This is a genomic window from Citrobacter sp. RHBSTW-00859 (assembly GCF_013729795.1).
GTDB classification, from domain to species: Bacteria; Pseudomonadota; Gammaproteobacteria; order Enterobacterales; family Enterobacteriaceae; genus Citrobacter; species Citrobacter braakii.
Genome location: NZ_CP056285.1, coordinates 52,532 through 71,745 on the forward strand (window position 1 = coordinate 52,532; position 19,214 = coordinate 71,745).

General features: G+C 45.1%; 15 protein-coding genes and 3 pseudogenes. 3 read left to right on the forward strand and 15 right to left on the reverse strand.

Annotated features, from left to right (window positions below; all coding sequences use genetic code 11):
• Window positions 1-10: 10 nt before the first annotated feature.
• From HV302_RS26235 to HV302_RS26245, 3 genes are all read right to left on the reverse strand, one after another.
• Window positions 11-385 carry a hypothetical protein gene (locus HV302_RS26235; protein WP_016241519.1) on the reverse strand — a complete coding sequence of 125 codons (375 nt, stop codon included), beginning with the start codon at window positions 383-385 and terminating at the stop codon, window positions 11-13.
• Window positions 386-572: 187 nt separating this feature from the next.
• Window positions 573-887, reverse strand: coding sequence for a hypothetical protein (locus tag HV302_RS26240; protein WP_009652923.1), 315 nt, complete (start codon window positions 885-887; stop codon window positions 573-575).
• Between the two features lie 72 nt (window positions 888-959).
• Window positions 960-1,565 (reverse strand): recombinase family protein, encoded by a 606-nt coding sequence (locus HV302_RS26245; RefSeq protein ID WP_000509966.1) that lies wholly within the window; start codon window positions 1,563-1,565, stop codon window positions 960-962.
• 94 nt (window positions 1,566-1,659) lie between these two features.
• Here HV302_RS26245 and HV302_RS26250 point away from each other — a divergent pair, with 94 nt between their 5' ends.
• Window positions 1,660-4,557 (forward strand): Tn3-like element Tn5403 family transposase, encoded by a 2,898-nt coding sequence (locus HV302_RS26250; protein WP_191212346.1) that lies wholly within the window; start codon window positions 1,660-1,662, stop codon window positions 4,555-4,557.
• An 86-nt stretch (window positions 4,558-4,643) separates the two neighbouring features.
• Here HV302_RS26250 and HV302_RS26255 read toward each other — a convergent pair.
• The 9 genes and pseudogenes from HV302_RS26255 to HV302_RS26295 form a co-directional block, all read right to left on the reverse strand.
• Window positions 4,644-5,341 (reverse strand): annotated as a pseudogene (locus HV302_RS26255) (IS1 family transposase).
• Window positions 5,342-5,545: 204 nt separating this feature from the next.
• Complete coding sequence (locus tag HV302_RS26260; protein ID WP_181562253.1) at window positions 5,546-7,576, reverse strand: hypothetical protein; 2,031 nt, start codon at window positions 7,574-7,576, stop codon at window positions 5,546-5,548.
• Window positions 7,577-7,581: 5 nt separating this feature from the next.
• Complete coding sequence (locus tag HV302_RS26265) at window positions 7,582-8,772, reverse strand: rhamnosyltransferase WsaF family glycosyltransferase (RefSeq protein ID WP_001618955.1); 1,191 nt, start codon at window positions 8,770-8,772, stop codon at window positions 7,582-7,584.
• Between the two features lie 20 nt (window positions 8,773-8,792).
• A complete protein-coding gene (locus tag HV302_RS26270; protein WP_181562252.1) occupies window positions 8,793-10,910 on the reverse strand; it encodes a hypothetical protein in 2,118 nt (705 codons plus the stop codon).
• A 4-nt stretch (window positions 10,911-10,914) separates the two neighbouring features.
• Window positions 10,915-12,324 carry an ABC transporter ATP-binding protein gene (locus HV302_RS26275; RefSeq protein WP_004189153.1) on the reverse strand — a complete coding sequence of 470 codons (1,410 nt, stop codon included), beginning with the start codon at window positions 12,322-12,324 and terminating at the stop codon, window positions 10,915-10,917.
• Entirely contained in the window at window positions 12,314-13,045 is a 732-nt protein-coding gene (locus HV302_RS26280) for an ABC transporter permease (RefSeq protein WP_251844103.1), read from the reverse strand. Before HV302_RS26280 ends, HV302_RS26275 begins: the two co-directional genes overlap by 11 nt.
• Before the next feature lie 87 nt (window positions 13,046-13,132).
• Window positions 13,133-14,278, reverse strand: a complete 1,146-nt coding sequence (locus HV302_RS26285) for a glycosyltransferase family 4 protein (RefSeq protein ID WP_065884108.1) — start codon at window positions 14,276-14,278, stop codon at window positions 13,133-13,135.
• A gap of 237 nt (window positions 14,279-14,515) precedes the next feature.
• Entirely contained in the window at window positions 14,516-14,761 is a 246-nt protein-coding gene (locus HV302_RS26290; RefSeq protein ID WP_053901029.1) for an AbrB/MazE/SpoVT family DNA-binding domain-containing protein, read from the reverse strand.
• A 31-nt stretch (window positions 14,762-14,792) separates the two neighbouring features.
• Window positions 14,793-14,945 (reverse strand): hypothetical protein, encoded by a 153-nt coding sequence (locus HV302_RS26295; RefSeq protein WP_326928789.1) that lies wholly within the window; start codon window positions 14,943-14,945, stop codon window positions 14,793-14,795.
• A gap of 271 nt (window positions 14,946-15,216) precedes the next feature.
• Here HV302_RS26295 and HV302_RS26300 point away from each other — a divergent pair.
• Window positions 15,217-15,780 (forward strand): annotated as a pseudogene (locus tag HV302_RS26300) (recombinase family protein); the annotation flags it as partial.
• A gap of 37 nt (window positions 15,781-15,817) precedes the next feature.
• On the opposite strand, the gene HV302_RS26305 reads toward HV302_RS26300, so the two are convergent.
• Both HV302_RS26305 and HV302_RS26310 read right to left on the reverse strand, forming a co-directional pair.
• Window positions 15,818-16,522, reverse strand: a complete 705-nt coding sequence (locus HV302_RS26305) for an IS6-like element IS26 family transposase (RefSeq protein ID WP_047389788.1) — start codon at window positions 16,520-16,522, stop codon at window positions 15,818-15,820.
• A 62-nt stretch (window positions 16,523-16,584) separates the two neighbouring features.
• A pseudogene (locus HV302_RS26310) lies at window positions 16,585-17,646 on the reverse strand (DUF4158 domain-containing protein); the annotation flags it as partial.
• A 167-nt stretch (window positions 17,647-17,813) separates the two neighbouring features.
• On the opposite strand from HV302_RS26310, the gene HV302_RS26315 reads away from it, so the two are divergent.
• The gene (locus HV302_RS26315; RefSeq protein WP_049592188.1) at window positions 17,814-18,455 is read left to right on the forward strand and encodes a recombinase family protein; all 642 of its coding nucleotides are present in this window, start codon (window positions 17,814-17,816) and stop codon (window positions 18,453-18,455) included.
• A gap of 257 nt (window positions 18,456-18,712) precedes the next feature.
• Here HV302_RS26315 and cadR read toward each other — a convergent pair whose 3' ends face one another.
• A complete protein-coding gene (gene cadR / locus HV302_RS26320; protein ID WP_049592187.1) occupies window positions 18,713-19,138 on the reverse strand; it encodes a Cd(II)/Pb(II)-responsive transcriptional regulator in 426 nt (141 codons plus the stop codon).
• Window positions 19,139-19,214: the final 76 nt, after the last annotated feature.

Here is a 19,214-nt window from a genome sequence, read left to right on the forward strand (position 1 = left end):
CGGCCTCATATTAGACGGGGAGGGTGCTTAATTGGTCATTAAGCCTAAGTGATGATGGAGCCCAGTAGCCGGAACCGCACATCCACCGTTCACCAGGAAATGAAAAACCCTCTCTGATAAGAAACTCCCTAAGTTCGGTGCTGATGACATTCTCAACCTTTAAGATGTAGTTATTTGTCTCAGCTGCTTCTTTTAATTTCGAGAGTAACTGTCTGAAAAATCCTTTGCCTGGGGTCTTCACTGAAATGGTTGCGACTACCAGTACCGACGAACCGAGGTATGACATTTTTCCCGTCCGGGCACGGATGTATAACTCATCTACTAACTGAAGACCTTGAACCTTCATTGATTTTGAATGAAAGATGCTTTTTTTTGCTTCAACCATTAAGTGAGTGAATGATTGAAGGATCTTATTGATGTCTCTGTCATGACAACTCATATAATCACCAAATTAAATCAGCATAATAAATTGCACAGTGTATAGCGTAACTTTTCAATAAAGTTGATGCTTTGAAATAAAAGCAACAATACATAATCTTTGTGTCTTATTGACTAAGGTTGTTATGTAATTATCAGAGGTTTTTAATCCTTTCTAAAGATGCTAGATATGCTTCATAGTTATCTCCAAATTTTTTCTTTGCCCGTCTTACTCTCATCTTTTCTGCCAGTTCACTCTTATGCTCGGTCTGGTATTTTTTATTGTTTTGGAGTTTTACACCTGCACCGGAACCGGCAGCATAATTTCTGTTTTTATCGCTAATGCACAACTTGCATTTACTTTTAAGGCCAAACTTACCCTTAAGTTCCTTACCGAATTCTTCGAAGGGTTTAACCTGATTGCATCCTTTACAGCGTTTGCACCCAGAGGGGAGATCTTCATTAGCCATGTCTAGTTCCAGTGGTTAAAGGTAATGAACTGCATTTTAGGGGTCGGTTCCGGCTGAGGGCGAAATGACACCCTAAGCGTTAGCTCTGTGTCGTTGCACGATGTCAGCGACGGTATTCTTGCTGATACCGAGCTCGCGTGCGATCCAGCGATAGCTGCGTCCCTCGGCCCTCATCGCAACCACCTTAGGCAAAAGTCGGTCTGATTTTGGTCGCACTCCGGCCTGACGACCAAGCCTCTTACCACGTGCCTTCGCAACAGCAAGGCCTGACTTGACCCGCTCGCTGATGAGATCCCGCTCAAACTCCGCAATGCCGGAAAGAAACGTCGCCAGCATTCGTCCATACGGCGACGAAAGATCGAACGCCATTCCATTCATGGCTATCACGGAAACCTTCCAGTTCTCCAGTTCACGTAGCGTATTGAGCAGATCGAGCGTCGAGCGCCCCCACCGGGAAAGCTCAGTGACCAGGATTGCATCAATTTGTCTGGACTGGGCAAGCGCCAGGACTTTCTTTCGCTCGGCCCGGTCGAGTTTAGTTCCTGAACCTGTTTCCTTAAATATTCCCACCACGTCGTAGCCGGCACGGCCGGCGAAGGCTCGCAGATCAAATTCCTGGCGTTCACAAGACTGATCCGCTGTTGAAACCCGGCAGTAAATGGCGGCACGATGTCCCAATTGAACCCTCCTGGATTTTTGTATCGGAACGCCCTGATTTATATGGGCTGGCTGTTGTCCAAAACAGACTATACTTCAAAAGGGACGAATTTGTATGTCACGACGCCATATTTTCACCGAACGGCAGCGAGCAGCGCTGTTCGATCTGCCCACGGACGAACTGTCGCTACTGAAGTTCTACACGCTGGGCGATGATGACCTGGAAAACATTAGGCAGCGCCGCAGACCGGAAAACAGGATTGGCTTTGCCCTGCAACTTTGTGCCTTACGATATCCGGGCCGTGCACTGGCTCCTGGTGAGATGATCCCGCGTGAAGTCCTTTCCTTCGTCGGTGCTCAGCTTGGAGTTCCGGCTGATGCGCTTCTCACTTATGCCACACGGCGCCAAACCCGTCAGCAGCACATGGACACGCTGCGCGAAATTTACGGCTACAAGACCTTCACGGGCCGTGGTGCCCGTGATCTGCGGGAGTGGACTTTCGGCCAGGCCGAAGATGCCAGATCAAACGAGGATCTTGCTCATCGTTTTATTGTGCGGTGTCGGGAAACTTCCACCATTCTGCCCGCAGTATCGACAATCGAGCGCTTGTGCGCGGATGCTCTGGTCGCCGCTGAGCGGCGGATTGAAACGCGGATTGCGGAAAATTTAACAGCGGATGTTCGCGATCACCTGGACAAACTTCTGAGTGAAATGCTCGCCGGCAATATCAGTCGTTTCATCTGGCTTCGCAACTTCGAGGTTGGTAACAACTCGGCTGCTGCTAACCGTTTGCTCGACAGGCTCGAATTTCTGCGTACCCTGAATATCAATCATAGTGCTTTGGCCAGCATACCTGCCCATCGCATTGCCCGGCTGCGTCGGCAGGGTGAACGCTACTTCACCGACGGTTTGCGTGACATCACTTCGGACCGCCGCTGGGCGATCCTTGCCGTCTGTGTTGTGGAGTGGGAAGCGGCGATTGCTGATGCCATAGTCGAAACCCATGACAGGATCGTAGGAAAAACCTGGCGGGAAGCGAAGCGCCAGCATGACGAAACAATTTCCGGCTCTAAAGCCACACTCACGGATACGATCCGTACCTTCACCGCGCTGGGAGCTTCGTTGCTTGAGGCCCGCAGTGACGGAACCCCGCTGGAGATGGCTGTCGCCAGTTCGGTTGCATGGGACCGGCTCGCTCAACTGGTAGCGACAGGGACTCAACTCAGCAACACGCTAGCCGATGAGCCTCTTGCATATGTCGGGCAGGGATACCATCGCTTTCGTCGTTATGCGCCCCGCATGTTGCGCAGTCTGAAGCTCGAAGCCGCGCCGGTCGCCGGACCATTGGTAGCAGCAGCTTTGTCGATCGGAGAGATGAAAGGTGTTGCATCGCCAGAAAGGCGTTTCCTGCGGCCCAGCTCCAAATGGAACCGTCATTTACGAGCTCAGGAAAAAGGAGATACCCGTCTTTGGGAAGTGGCGGTACTCTTTCACCTCCGGGATGCTTTTCGTTCCGGAGATATCTGGCTCGCTCATTCGCGCCGCTATGGTGACCTCAAGCAGGTACTGGTGCCGATGATCGCGGCGCAGGAAAATGCAAAACTGGCCGTGCCTTCCAACCCACAGGATTGGCTGGCAGACAGAAAGGCGCGACTCACGATCGCTCTTAAGCGGCTGGCCCGGGCTGCCCGTAACGGCACTATTCCGCACGGTAGCATAGAAGATGGAACGTTGCGGATCGACAGGTTGACAGCAGACGTGCCGGATGGTGCCGAGGCACTCATACTGGATCTGTATCGCCGAATGCCGTCCGTTCGGATTACCGACATGCTGCTTGAAGTTGATGCAGCCCTTGGTTTCACAGATGCGTTTACCCATCTGAGAACCGGGGCTCCATGTCGCGACCGGATCGGTCTGCTCAACGTCCTGCTCGCTGAAGGGCTCAATCTGGGCCTGCGTAAGATGGCGGAAGCTACAAACACGCATGATTACTGGCAGCTCTCACGCCTTGCCCGCTGGCATGTTGAAAGCGAAGCCATGAACCAGGCATTGGCAATTGTGGTGGCCGCGCAGGGTAAACTGCCGATGTCACGCGTCTGGGGGATGGGCACGTCAGCATCGAGCGATGGTCAGTTTTTCCCGACAGCGCGGCATGGCGAAGCCATGAACATGGTCAATGCCAAATATGGTTCTGTTCCCGGCCTCAAAGCGTATACTCACGTAAGCGACCAGTTCGCGCCATTCGCTTGTCAGTCGATCCCGGCGACCGTGAGCGAGGCACCGTATATTCTCGATGGACTACTGATGAACGAGGTCGGTCGCCATGTTCGCGAACAGTATGCCGATACAGCAGGATTCACCGACCATTTGTTCGGAGCCAGTAGCCTGCTCGGCTACAATCTCGTTCTGCGAATCAGGGATCTGCCATCGAAGCGGTTGTACGTATTTAATCCCGATACGACCCCCAGGGAGTTACGCAAGTTGGTAGGTGGAAAAGCCCGGGAGGATCTTATCGTTGCGAACTGGCCTGATATTTTCCGTTGTGCCGCGACGATGACCGCTGGCAAAATCAGGCCCAGCCAACTCCTGCGCAAGCTCGCTTCTTACCCACGACAAAACAACCTTGCAGTTGCGCTTCGTGAAGTTGGTCGTATTGAACGGACCCTTTTCATTATTGAGTGGATCCTGGATACGGACATGCAGCGGCGTGCTCAGATCGGTCTTAACAAGGGAGAGGCCCACCATGCGCTCAAAAATGCGCTCCGTATCGGGAGGCAGGGGGAAATTCGCGATCGCACGACAGAGGGGCAGCACTACCGAATCGCTGGGCTCAATTTATTGACTGCGGTGATCATTTACTGGAATACCGTCCATCTTGGTCATGCCGTCACGGAGCGGCGGAACGAAGGGTTGGATGTTCCCCCTGAATTTCTTCCCCACATATCCCCATTGGGCTGGGCGCACATTCTACTGACTGGCGAATATCTTTGGCCCAAGGAACCGAAAGCTTAGGGTGTCATTTCGCCCTCAGCCGGAACCGACCCCAATTACAGTGGCAGCGTCGGCAAAACCATTATTTCGTCGGTAATGACTCCAACTTACTGATAGTGTTTTATGTTCAGATAATGCCCGATGACTTTGTCATGCAGCTCCACCGATTTTTAGAACGACAGTGACTTCCTGCCCAGCCTTGCCAGATGCTGCCTCAGATTCAGGTTATGCCGCTCAATGCGCTGAGTGTAACGCTTGCTGATAACGTGCAGCTTTCCCTTCAGGCGTGATTCATAAAGCGGCCAGTCATCCGTCATCCATACCACGACCTCAAAGGCCGACAGCAGGCCCGGAAGACGCTCCAGCGTGGCCAACGTGCGTTCACCGAATACGTGCGCCACAACCGTCCTCCGTATCCTGTCATACGCGTAAAACAACCAGCGCTGGCGTGATTTAGCGCCGACGTAACCCCACTGTTCGTCCATTTCCGCGCAAACAATGACGTCACTGCCCGGTTGTATACGTGAGTTTACCGACTGCGGCCTGAGTTTTTTAAGTGTCGTAAAATCGTGTTGAGGCCAACGCCCATAATGCGTGCACTGGCGCGACATCCGACGCCATTCATGGCCATATCAATAATTTTCTGGTGTGTACCGGGCTGAGAGGCGGTGTAAGTGAACTGTAGCTGCCATGTTTTACGGCAGTGAGAGCAGAGATAGCGCTGATGTCCGGCAGTACTTTTACCGTTACGCACCACGCCTTCAGTAGCTGAGCAGGAGGGACAACTGATGGAGATGGAAGCCACGGGAGCACCTCAAAAACACCATCATACACTAAATCAGTAAGTTGGCAGCATCACCGGCTGATTCGATGTGTTTGCGGGAAAAAAATCGGCCCAGATCCGCGAAATTTTAATCAGCGAGTCAGCTTGGGAAGAAATGACCTGCTTATTCGCACCTTCCCTAACTTTAAAAAAAAAGCATCTGTCGATGCCCTGAATAAAAAGTAATTAATACTTGCGATAGAATTTTCTTTTATAAAAAACCGCAAGGTCAATCGTCAGTGCTAAAATGTATTTATTTAGCGAGGGCAGATTGTCTCTTTTACGTATGCCATCGCTCCATTGATTTGCTTTAATAAATTCAATCAATGCTGCACGGTTGTTTTTATTCCATAAAGAGCTTAATATCTCGAAGGTCGTGGGTACATGGTTTTTCTTAACGTATCCACCTAAGCCGAATGTTTCGTTATGATTTAAATTATTAAAAGCGTCAGTTAGAGATTTATTACTACCACTAATTAGCACATCCCAAATATTTAGGGCGTAGCCACGTACAACGTCGTGAGTAATGCCATAACTCAACACTGCAGCGGAGAAGGATTCCATACCGGCCAGGATCCCTTCTTGAAATGTTTTTGTGAAATTATGCCACGCGCTGTTTTCGTCGTCGTTAACACTGCGAATAGCGACTATCTTACCATTCTCCAGCCCATAGCCTGTTACGCTACCTGAAGGGGAGTTGGTAATCATTTCAATAGGAGCAACGGAATCAAGAAAATGAGGATACTCCAGTTGGTGATTCAAATCTGGGCCAAAAGCAACTTTTGATGTGTTTGATGGTTGCTCGTTGAGAAATTTCTGCAGGCCCAGATATATGCCGGTAAAATGAATATCAGGATAAAGAAGAGCAATATTATCGTGAATGGTGCCACGCCAGCCGACATCGACTACGCAAATACGCGCATTGATATCATCAGTTAGACCTTTTGTCGCAAAATAGTTCTTCAAAAGAGCTCTTTGCTGCATCACATGCTGCCAGAGCGTCTCTTTGAAACCAGAGTCGTCAAAAAGTTGCTGAATACGGCTGTCCTGCCATGGATATTGGATCTGTTCATCTGCAGGAATCCCATATTTGTCGATGAAACTCTGGAATGTTTCAGGGGCAACGTTAAGGGTCTTGAATAAAGAGCTAATGGACTGTGTGCTATATAAATTCCAAACACGCATCATCTCTTTTATGCTAATTTCTTGTAGAGACGGAGCGAAGGTAGCCAGACGGCTGACTTCTATAATATCGATTTCTGGTAACTTTATTTCTTTAATATTAGTCTTGAGATGACCAATCAAAATATTCATTGCTTTAATGAAAAACTCGCCTTCACGAGTGAAAAAGAGGATTTTTTCACTTTTTGATATGACGGCTTGTTCCAAAATTTTAAGGCAAAAACCAGCGATTAACGGAGTTGTTTTCAAGCCAAGCTGAAAATCAACTGATAAATCTTTAGATGCTGCATATTTATTAAGAATATTATTGGTGATCGTTTCCGTGAGATCTTCATTTTTATTCCAGAGAAACTCTTTTTGCTCACGCAGCTGATGCTGTTGGGCTGGGAGATACCGAATACTTTTTATACCTTTTGATGTCGGCATTTGCACATCGGACCATTCATTATCGCCAATATGTATCCAGTCAACGCCGGCTAACTGATATTTTTGTTGAATAAAATCGAAGAGACGTCCACTTCTCTTGTTCAGTCGCTCGTCAATTGAAGAAACGCCATCTGATATGACAGACTGATCCAATCCAGCGCTAACGAGTAACTCTGTTAAATCAGTGGATGAAGTATAAAAATCGGACAGAAAGATTGTCTTATCAGAGGGATATTGCGCAAGAAAGTCCTCAATACCTGGATCCAGATAGATGTGCTTCTTCTCTTGCTCAATTTCCCAGGAATATAGCTCATGTGCTATCGCTGGCGTATCATATTGCTCTGCAGAGATATAGTTTTCTACCCATTGAAGCATTACATCCTGAATGAGATACTCATCATCATAACCAAGATCTTTGTTTTTCTTACCAATTAAGCGCTCTGTTTCAACTCGCTTAGTAAATAGCTGGTCGACGGAATCAACATTGTGTAGCGAATGAAATTTAAGGAAAAAATAATATGCAGTTGACCGCTTTATGAAGTCTGGATGGCAATCACGACGCAGAATTGTATCCCATACATCAACAGTTTTGAGTTTAAATTTATTCATCTGGATTAATTCTTCAACTTAAAATAAAGCGCGCTTAAAGGTGTGCGCACAAATAACGGTAAACGTAGAGCAATTCTCTTTAACAGACTCTGATGCGCGAATGTTAACGTGTTGGCAATATCAGGTCTGGCAAGAGGGGCTTCAAACGGGGGCTTATTATACGATCGTGAAATCACTTCTGCTGTGTATGCCTGCTCGTTCATCACGCAGTTGAACGCTTTGTAAAAGCCTTCTGTTTCCGTTTCCAGGGTACGCCCATTCATAAACTTTTGACCAGCCGAGCTCATACTCGCGGCTAAATCAGCATCGTTTAGAATTTTCATAATACCGGCGGCAATACTTTCAGGTGTCTGTTTACACAACAGCATAGCATCTTCGCTAAAATCATAAAGATTGTTTTCTCGCCAGACTTCAACAACGGGAAGGCCTGCATTCATCATTTCAAAGGGGATGCGAGAGGGATTTGAAGAACTAATACAGAGTCCTACGGAGCATTTATTATATAGCTCATTACATTTCGGCAAATCTAATAAACCTAGATTTTCATGCTCGAACCAGAGATTATCATTAATTGATGAACCATAAAGATAAATTTTAACATCTGGCATGCAATGTTTAACTATACCTAAAGCCTCAATACCAATACGCGAACAACGTCGCGGTTTATCTGGCTGATAGATAAAGCAAACCGCTTTTTCTTTTTGAATGGTGGGAACGCGCTTATAGATATTATGATTCGCCCCAAATTCGAAGTGATAGCTTTCAACAGCAAAATCATTTTGCAGTTTATATCGTAACCAGCGCCCAATCGTAATTGGCTTTAAGCCGTAACAGTATGAATTTTCAGCCATCAGGTAAGCATCGCCCACCGGGTTGAAGTAAGCTTCAAAATCCTGAACGAAATATAAACGTTTACAATCAAATGGTAGAGCGGCCACGAATGGTGCAGAATACCATATTGTTGCAACTGCAGCATCACATGGTTGCGCATTATTCCAGTCATAAATGACGTCTTTAAATTTTAGACCAAATAATTTATGAATTACCTCTGCACCGCTTGTTTTGCCGCTTTTATCTTCAAGAAAAATTGTACATGTATGACCCATTTTTTCCAGATAAGCGGCATGTTGCAGCATTGTGCGGTGGCCGCCAGACCCTTCAATGAGTTGAGGTATAAACCAAGCAATATTAGCCATTATAACCTTTCACAATAGAATTATTTTATATTTAGCATGCGTAGTAGATGCCTTATTACAGGCGTGCTATTAATCTTACGCAGTATGGTATTTGCACGTTCTAGATCTGCAGAGAGCTGGGCAATATGGAGATCTTTTTCATCGATTAATGAAATTAATTTTATGTTTTGATTCTGTAATTCATCAACTTTCTGTTCCTTAGAGGAAACTTGACTATTTAAGTCAGTTACATTTTGAATTTGCTGCTGAATAGTTTTATTATTCTGCTCAATTAATTGATTTTGCTGAGCAGAGACCAGGTCACGCTCATCAATTAAATTTTTTTGCGTAAGAACAGTGCTGTCTCGCTCATCAATAAGGCGCTTCTGGTCGTGAATAGTTCTATCGCATTCATCAATTAAGCATTTTTGATCATGAATTGTTCTGTCACGCTCATCTATCATTTGCGACATATTATTTATTGCATTCATGCGTTCATGAAGCAAAGCCGACCAGGTGTTACCGTTGTCAAAATTTGCAATGTTGAATTTTCTGCCTGGTATGGCGTTTTTAATGTTGACCATCTTTATAAGCCAATCAAGAATATCATGGTAAATATAAAGCACAAAATTAAATGGTTGAGATATTTTCCCCACCAGTTCGTCAGGATGTTGATAAAGTAGCTGTATACCTCTTTTAATCCCTCTATCGACGATTATCTCGGCACAGGAGATTCTATTTAAAGAAATTAATATAACGGACTGAAGATAAAAGCTTTGTAAAATCTTCGTGCCGATAGAGGGGCTAAATTTATCAATGCTGGAGTTTGCTGCACGAGATAAATGGATTAACGCATTAGCTTTATCATTATTTTTGTTACAAATAAGACCTAAAAGTGTCGATAAAGATATGAGCCAACGATATTGATGTGGCGTAGGATTATCCATCTGCGACACATTTGAGCAGTAATCTAGCATTTTTGCGTAAATGTCAGCTGTATCATCACTGCCGCTTAGCATTTGATAACCTAATACTGCCAATGCAGCGGCATAATCGGGGCTGTCAGGAGCACTGTGCTCCAAAATCTGATGGCTATACTGCTGTAGATGATAAGTTGACCTATTCCTGAATGGGAATTCTACGATCCCGCGAATAAGCCACGGGTTAGTATAATCTCTGGCAAAAGCTAATAGGTTTTTTGGTGGATGCGAGTAGCCATAAATCGTTTCCTGATACGGAAGCTCTGACCTGGCTAAAGGGCTTTTCATAAAAACACATAATTCAGGAGAGAGTGTAATTTCCTCTCCCTGATGTATTTGAGTCTTTAAAAGGCCATGTTCATAAAATAAATAAACTTCAGGTTGTAAATTGTAATTACTTAATGTCTCAACTACAGTTTTATCTGTATGAAAACTAACGTACCTGCCAGCGGGCACTAGGTAAGATATAATGACTTTGAGTGCATTATTTAGTCCATCATCGGCATATTTATCAGTAATGAGAAAATGGTAGCCATTGCCATTTAGCTGAACACTTTTAATTTCATCCAATGAGTAAATTTCAACTTCAGATGCCTTGGTTTGTTCTGCAATAATATTTTTAATGTTTGTTATCGAATTTTTATTCTTAATGATTACAAGTACTCGATCCCCAGGACGTATGTAGGGAAAAGTATTTACAAGTTTTTTTTCAAAAATAGTCGTTTCTAAGATATTTTTGTCTGTCGAAACTACTGACTGACGTCTATAACTCAAAACTATCTTTAGGCTTTGATCATCCCGAAATTGTTCATCATAGCCAGGATTGAGCAAATAAAATACAGTGTCTATCGAATAACCAAGATTGTCAGTTATATTAATAAAATCCTGGAAACTCTGACCGTTTCCCTTTTCTACAAAGATATTAATAACGATTTTATTTACAAGCTGTCTTGCAGCGGTTCTGACAATCTTGGCATATTCATTAAAATTATTATCTTTATCATTGGTTAAAAGGAAATTAACTTTATTGCGGTTAAGAATATCTTTACACTGCGCCAGATCAGCGCAGTTGTGCACCTTATAACCCTTCTCTGCAATCAGGCCCTCAGTTTCTTTTGGGTAATTTTGTAATAAATACACCCCAGGCCCGAGATAATCAGTTATTGAAATATCATTCATCAACTTACCACTCTGCAGTCATCTTGAGATCCAGAATGCCACCAAAGAAATATTCATCACGCAGGACATTAACGTGAAAAAACGCGGCTTCATCACGCCAGTGTAAAATGCGCTGCGAAAAATAATTAGGTGTCCCCTCATAGGATATCGCCGCCTGTATTTCATATAGGTTTGTTCCTAAAGTACATTCAAATTCCATATCAACATAAAAACGCTCGCCTGCTTTAAACTCACGTTCCCAAAATTGGGGATCTTTAAGTTGATGGAAACGAACATACATGTCCTGGTTTAACGTTCCCCATGAATAAATTTTGACGCCTTCTTTATTGCGAATACGAATGCCAACGTTAATGTGGTTTATATCTTTATTTACTTTGCAATTAACACGAACTCTGATTTTATCACCAGGGTTAAAGGCATTGCTACGTTCACCAGAAGCCGTAAACAATTCAACATTTTCAACCTCTGCTTCACCTTCACCGAACGATAGTTTATCTGTACGAGAGGGCGAGGTTTCCTCTACAGCAGGGGTTTCAGCATTAGCACTAATTTCTATCTTAGCCGGCGCGGTGGGGGTTTGATTAATATCGCGAGTGGCGTCCGCGTGGGCAGCAACTTCCTCTGCTAACTGAGAAAAATACTTACTTTCTTCCCGGTGTAGTAAACGACGATATTCAAGTAAAACTTCTGATGATAAGCCAGTACTTAATTGCGTCCCACGATCGAGAAGAATAGCTCTGTTTGTTAAGGTACGCACGGACTCTTGATCGTGTGAAACAAACAGTAAAGTTACGCCATTGCTGGTTAATTTCTCAATTTGTTGGAAACAGCGCTTTTGAAAAAGTGCGTCGCCTACAGCAAGTGCTTCATCTACGATGAGAATATCTGGCTCTAATTGTACCTGAACGGCAAATGCAAGGCGCACCATCATTCCGCTGGAGTATGTTTTTACCGGCTGGTCGAGATGGGTTCCTATATCAGCAAAACCGGCAATAGCATCAAATTTTGCATCTATTTCTGCCCGCGATAATCCCAGAACGGCGCCGTTAAGATAGATGTTTTCCCTACCGGTAAACTCTGGGTTGAAACCGGAGCCTAATTCCAGGAGGGCAGCTATTCTTCCCTTGGTTTGTATCGTGCCCGTTGTTGGAGTTAGCGTGCCGGTGATTAGCTGTAGTAATGTACTTTTGCCAGAACCATTGCGTCCAATAATTCCCGCTGACTCACCTTTATTGATGGTAAAGTTGATGTTATTTAACGCCCAAAATTCGTTATAGTAGCGTTGTACAGGTTTCCCAACCATACTCTGGACTTTAGGTAAGAAAAACTGTTTTAACCTATCTCTGGGGTTTTGGTAAATGTTATAGCATTTGCTAATGTTACTTACGCTAATTGCAATGTTATCAGATGACATCGGCAAATCCTTTTTTTGTTTTTTGGAAAAATAAAAAACCTGCAGCACAGATAACTAAACCAATAAGCATATTAATTGCGAGCATGGTCCAGTTAGGCTCATTTCCCCAGTAAACAACTTTTCTTGCTTCTTCAATCATAAATGCCAGAGGATTCAACATTACAATTTTTTGGAAAACCACCGGTAATGCTGATAACGGATAAAATACGGGAGATAAAAACATTAATATTGTTACGATGATACTAATAGTTTGTGGCATATCACGAACAAAAACGCCCAGTGAGGCCAGGATCCAGCTTAATCCAAGTATAGAGAGCATAAGTGGAATAGTAATGACTGGCAGTAACAGGACAGTAAAATGAAGCTGATGCTTAAACACCAGTATTGCAATAAATAAGACTATGAGGCTAATGCTGGCATGAAATAAAGCAGCCAGCAGATTTACTATAGGTAATATCTCAATAGGGAAAACAACTTTTTTGACGAAGTTTACATTTGAGGTGATAAGGCTGGTTGACCTGTTAATACATTCTGCAAATAAGTTAAAAATAATCAGTCCGGTAAACAAAATGATTGCAAAATCTGCATGCCCGGCATCTGGACTGCTTCCCCAACGAGATTTGAATATAACCGAGAATACAAATGTGTAGACTGTTAACATCAATATGGGGTTGAAAAGTGACCATGCCAGACCAAGAAAGGATCCTTTATAGCGTCCCATAACGTCTCTTTTAGACATTTGCCAGATTAACTCGCGCTTCTGGATAATTATCTTCGAAATATTTACTAAAGTTCCAATCATTATTTTTTACCGCTTTGTTGTACTTAGTATTTTATTGTAAACACATAACGTTTTATCTATAACAATTTCTTTGCTGAATCTTTCTTTTACAATTTCGGCTGAGCGTAGGCCGAATTTTTTTCTTATTTCCATGTTATCTCTAAGATATTCAATTTTCTCCGCAATCTCACTAGCGCTATGTGTTTTTAGTACACATCCATTGAAATTATCTTTAATTATGGCTTTACAGCCGGGTACATTTCCGACAATGCAACTTCGGCCCATAGCACACGCTTCAATGATTATTCTTGGCACGCCTTCTGAATATTTAGTTGGCAAAATCACGACATGGCTATTTCTGATTAAATTTTGGATGTCATCTCTTCGACCTAACCAAATGATTTTTCCTTCTTTTTCCCATTGCAAAATTTGATCTAATTCAATTCTATCCGGATCTTTGTCATCGAGAATTCCCGCAACGTATAAGGTTGTGTTATTTTCATTTTGTTTAACCTTACCGATGGCCTCGACTACTTCACCGAGCCCCTTTGACCATAGCAAACGGCTGGCAAATAATACCGAGAAATTATTCTGAGTTGGTTCTGGCTGATAACTAAAGCGAAACCTGTCTACCCCGGCTCCTTCAATGATGTGGATGTTATTTTCATCAAATTTAATATATTTACTCAGCTCAGCAAAGTCAGCATTATGCTCAAATATTACTTGCGCTGGGCTTTTTGCTGATAGCAAAAGACTATAAATTGACAGTACTGAGTTGAAAATGAATTTATTCAACCAACCTCGTTTATTGCCAAACAATCTCCCTAATCCCACAAAGCTCACGACAAAAGGGATGCCTGCAACCCGGGCATACAATCCACCAAAAAGGATTGGTTTTATAGTAATTAGATGAATAAGATCGGGTTTAATTTGCTTACAGATCTTTCTAAATGCAGTGAATATTGAAATGTTTTTAAACACATTTTTAGAAAATCTGTTAAGCTCAATATCCCAACATTTTATACCTTTTTTTTCCAGGTTATTTTTGATGGCGTCATCAGCAAAATTACTTACAAGATGAACTTCATACCCTTTGCTAATTGCCGCTTCTGACCGGTCCAACCAATGCAGTTCGAAGTACCACGCTGCATTGACAAAATACACTATCCTCATACCATTCCTCAACAACCCGCGAGATGGTCAATCACGGCTTACTACATGTAATGTAGGCACGCTACCGCCCTTGGCTCTGGCTGCCAAAGGGCGAAACTCTTGTTTTGTCAGGTGTATTGACGGCCAGGCTACTGACCGCTGCAACTACCCTAAGCCTAACACTCCCATTGCAGCGTAGCACACCACCCCGATAGCTAAGGCTGCCCCATATAATAAAGGATCTATCCTCTTTTTTCATTACAATAACTCCTTCCCAACAGGAGCGCCGAAAGAAATTTCCTCATGAATATTTTCGTTAGTAACACCGGCCATCAGAGCATCCAGTGAATACTCCTTCGTTTTAACGGGCACGATAGTAATTGCGCCGTCCTCTACTGACAGCTCCACTACATCATCAACGTTTAACGAAGCGGCTTTCACAATCGCAGAAGGAAGGCGAACAGATAGACTATTACCCCATTTTTTAATTATTACTTGAGTCATGACATACCTCTCAATAAACAAAGAAAACTAATTAGCGACTCTTCAGGATGTACCAGGCTTCTTTCGCTGCTGAAAGCGCCCAAACCCACGCCAGAGTCGATGCGATACACAATGCGGTCATATTCCCAAAGTGTCCCGGCGTGTATTCATGGCCGTGTAAAACAAGCCCAACCAAAGAAGCCACACTCATCACTATGAAAACAATCCCAAACATGATGTGAAACATAAGGCCAAACACTCATTACCCCTCGTATCATCATTGTTGATACAACCAGTGTAGAGCCACCCCCTTTAACGTGTCAGCATTGTTGATACAGAAAGTGTCTCACAAACGATGGTTTTTGTGACAGTCTTGAAAAGTCCTGACTTCTCCCGAAAAATGACTCCCCTCATGTAACAAAACTCGTTACTGTATCAACATAACAATAACCCCATAACTAATTAGCGAGAAAAGAATGAAAATCGGCTATGCACGTAAATCTACGCATCTTCAGGATGTGGCGCACCAGGTTGACGAACTAACAAAAGCTGGATGTGAGCAAATCTATCAGGATCAGACCTCACGTAGCGGCCCAAAGCGCGACAAAAAAGGTGCGCTGGAACTGGAGAACTGCCTGAAAGCATTGCGCGAGGGAGATACCCTAGTAGTTTGGGCACTAGATCGGCTCGGTGGTTCATTGGGTCAAGTCATTACTTTACTCGACGACCTGAAGAAACGCGGAATAACTTTCATAGCCATCAAGGACAGAATAGACACAAATGCGCCAGTTATAGGGGAAATCTATACTCATCTGATGGCGATATTCTCTAGCTTTGAACGCAACCGCAATATTGAAAGAACGCGCTCAGGCCTTGCAGCTGCACGCGCAAGGGGCCGTGTGGGAGGGAGAAAACCGTCACTTTCTGAAGAAGATGTTAAACAAATTAGAATCTTACTTGCTGATCCTGAAATGACAGTTGGTGCAGTTGCTAAGCGCTTCAACGTTTCTCGCATGACTATTTATGGCACTGTTGCAAAGTTAGCGATGAGGCAGCCTTTTGTCTTATTCAAAGGCCTTACATTTCAAAAACTCTGCTTACCAGGCGCATTTCGCCCAGGGGATCACCATAATAAAATGCTGAGCCCTGGCCTTTGCGTAGTGCACGCATCACCTCAATACCTTTGATGGTGGCGTAAGCCGTCTTCATGGATTTAAATCCCAGCGTGGCGCCGATTATCCGTTTCAGTTTGCCATGATCGCATTCAATCACGTTGTTCCGGTACTTAATCTGTCGGTGTTCAACGTCAGACGGGCACCGGCCTTCGCGTTTGAGCAGAGCAAGCGCGCGACCATAGGCGGGCGCTTTATCCGTGTTGATGAATCGCGGGATCTGCCACTTCTTCACGTTGTTGAGGATTTTACCCAGAAACCGGTATGCAGCTTTGCTGTTACGACGGGAGGAGAGATAAAAATCGACAGTGCGGCCCCGGCTGTCGACGGCCCGGTACAGATACGCCCAGCGGCCATTGACCTTCACGTAGGTTTCATCCATGTGCCACGGGCAAAGATCGGAAGGGTTACGCCAGTACCAGCGCAGCCGTTTTTCCATTTCAGGCGCATAACGCTGAACCCAGCGGTAAATCGTGGAGTGATCGACATTCACTCCGCGTTCAGCCAGCATCTCCTGCAGCTCACGGTAACTGATGCCGTATTTGCAGTACCAGCGTACGGCCCACAGAATGATGTCACGCTGAAAATGCCGGCCTTTGAATGGGTTCATGTGCAGCTCCATCAGCAAAAGGGGATGATAAGTTTATCACCACCGACTATTTGCAACAGTGCCATATTTTCTATTGCGAGCCATGGATCGTCACCGGAATCGCGGGCATCAGACAGCGCCTGACCGACATCGATGTACTGCCTCAGTTTTGACTGGATCAGCTTTCCGGTCTGCTGAAGGCGCTCTGCCTGTGTTCTTTTGGCTTTGCTGAAAAGGCTGTTCAGCATTCGCTCATGCAACTCAATCACTTCGTCTGTCAGTGTGGCTCTGGCTTCTTCCAGCACGCACACCAGGATCGCATGACGCCGGGTTGCTGAAAATCGGGTCAAATCACGGCTACTCATCTTCCGGCCTTCCCGCGCCAGTTTCAGCAACCGGTTCTGGTGAATGGTACGATCTATACCTTCCGGTAATGCCAGCGATTCAACGCTGCTGAGCCGATCAAGATGTTGCAGCACGTTCTTACCATTGATTTTACCCGGCGGTTGCAGAAGCCATGTCAGCCTGGAAGACTGATTATCCGATGACTCAAGTAAACGATCCAGGGCATCCCTGTGAGCCGGAGTTAACGGGGCATTCAGAGTCTGAAATACGATTTTATCGCCGCCTGCCATGGCCTCAGCACAGGTACGCTCCACGACATCAATCGCGGGGATTATTACGTTGTTCTGCCGGAGCCAGACCAGCATCTCTTCGGCCAGGAGAATACCTTTATCAGTACGCGTCGCCATCGACAGCAGGTGTGTAATACAGTCCTGCTGTATTTTGCCGGTAAATGCCTTCACGCCAAGATAGCGGTACAGTTCGGTTAAATGCTCGCGCCGGGTCGTATCCCTGCCGGAAAGGTAAGCAGGCCAGAGATCACCGGTAAGATTTAGCCTGCTGGCGATATGTTTCAGCAGTGCATCAGAGGGTGGGATTTTTTTATCCGGGGCAAAGCCAACATTTTTCAGATAGCAAAGAAGGACGGCAAAACCAAAACGGCTGGCGGGTTTACGGTGAGCACAGATAAGCGCCAGATCATGCTCACTGAAATAGGCCATCCGGGTCAGCGTTAACTCATCGTCTGGCAATGCCAGTAATGATTCTCTTTCCGACAGAGAAAGAATCTGCCTCCTTGCCATATAGTTTCCCTCATAAATTATCCGATGCGGTATTTTTAACAAAAATGGTTATCGCATAAGGGTACACCCTGACGGCATAAACAAAATGTGACGATACTCCATGAATGACATAACCTATATGCGATAGAATTAATGCAATAATCTAAATGCGACAATGCGGTTAAAAAATGTTCATCAGAGCTTATTTAAGAGCATCGACGGAAGATCAGTTCGCCGACCGGGCAAAAGAGATGCTGGAGCAGTTCGTTCAGGAGCGGGGGCATAAAATTGCCAGTTACTACCGGGAGAACATCAGCGGTACAAAACTTGACCGCCCGGAACTGGGACGCTTGCTGATGGACAGTCACCGTAATGATATTTTACTGGTCGAGCAGATAGACCGCCTGACCCGCCTGAGTAACAGCGACTGGAGGACGCTGAAAAAGCAGATCGAACAACACGAACTGCGGATTGTCAGCCTGGATGTCCCAACCTCATGGCAGGCACTGTCAGATAAAGACCCTTCGCAGGCTGACCCGATCACCCGCGCTGTGATAACCGCCATCAATAACATGCTTATCGATCTGATGGCCGCGATGTCGCATAAGGACTGGCTGAACCGCCGCCAGCGCCAGAAGCAGGGTATTGAACGGGCGCATAAACTGGGAAAATACCGGGGTAAGCAGGCCGATCAGGAGCGTCATCAGAAAGTCCTGTACTACCGTCATGTCAAGAAACTGAGTATCAGGGAAACAGCGGATGCGACAGGGTACAGTCCCTCCCAGATTTGCCGCATTCAGGCTCTTTATAAAGAAGTGACATCTGATTAAAAAGCAACATTGACAACTATGATATTCGTTCCCTCAAAAGGAGCCCTTGTCTATATCTCTCAGAGAAGAGGCGGGCGTCTCTGTGTTTATTCTTCATACTAGCCTTACAGATAAGCAATATGCCAGATTATTTCTGCCCTTACTGACTCAGGATTAGATTTTGTTCTTTACCGGTAGTATATAATTGACTGCCAGCAACATCATACACAATATGTCATTCATCACTGGCATTATCAAAACACCGGGCTCGGTTCCCTTCAAGTTGGAATGCGAACTGGATGGCAAGAGTGATTCGTTAGCCCTTGCAGGATACCGCACTCATCTACCTGCCGGGTGCCAGAACACCTTTCGCGCAAAACGGACAGGTGTTTCTTCAACTGCAACAATACTTCTATGCGTGCCTCCACCTGCTGGATATGATCATTCAGTAGTAAACTGACTTCGCCGCAATCCTGACCCGGATTGTCCCGCAGCGCCAATAATGTCCGTATTTCTACCAACGTAATGTCCAGAGACCGACAATAGCGAATGAATTGCAGGCGTTCGACATGAGACTCACTGTAGAGCCGGAAGTTACCATCACTGCGCGCTGGCTTTGGCAATAACCCCTCTTTCTCATAGTAACGAATAGTGACAGTTTCGCATTTTGTCCGCCTGGCAAGTTCACCAATCTTGATTTCCATCCCTCATCCTCATTTAAAACTTGACTCTATAGTAGCTATAGAGTTCTTAATGAACAACACATAAACCTAAATCACA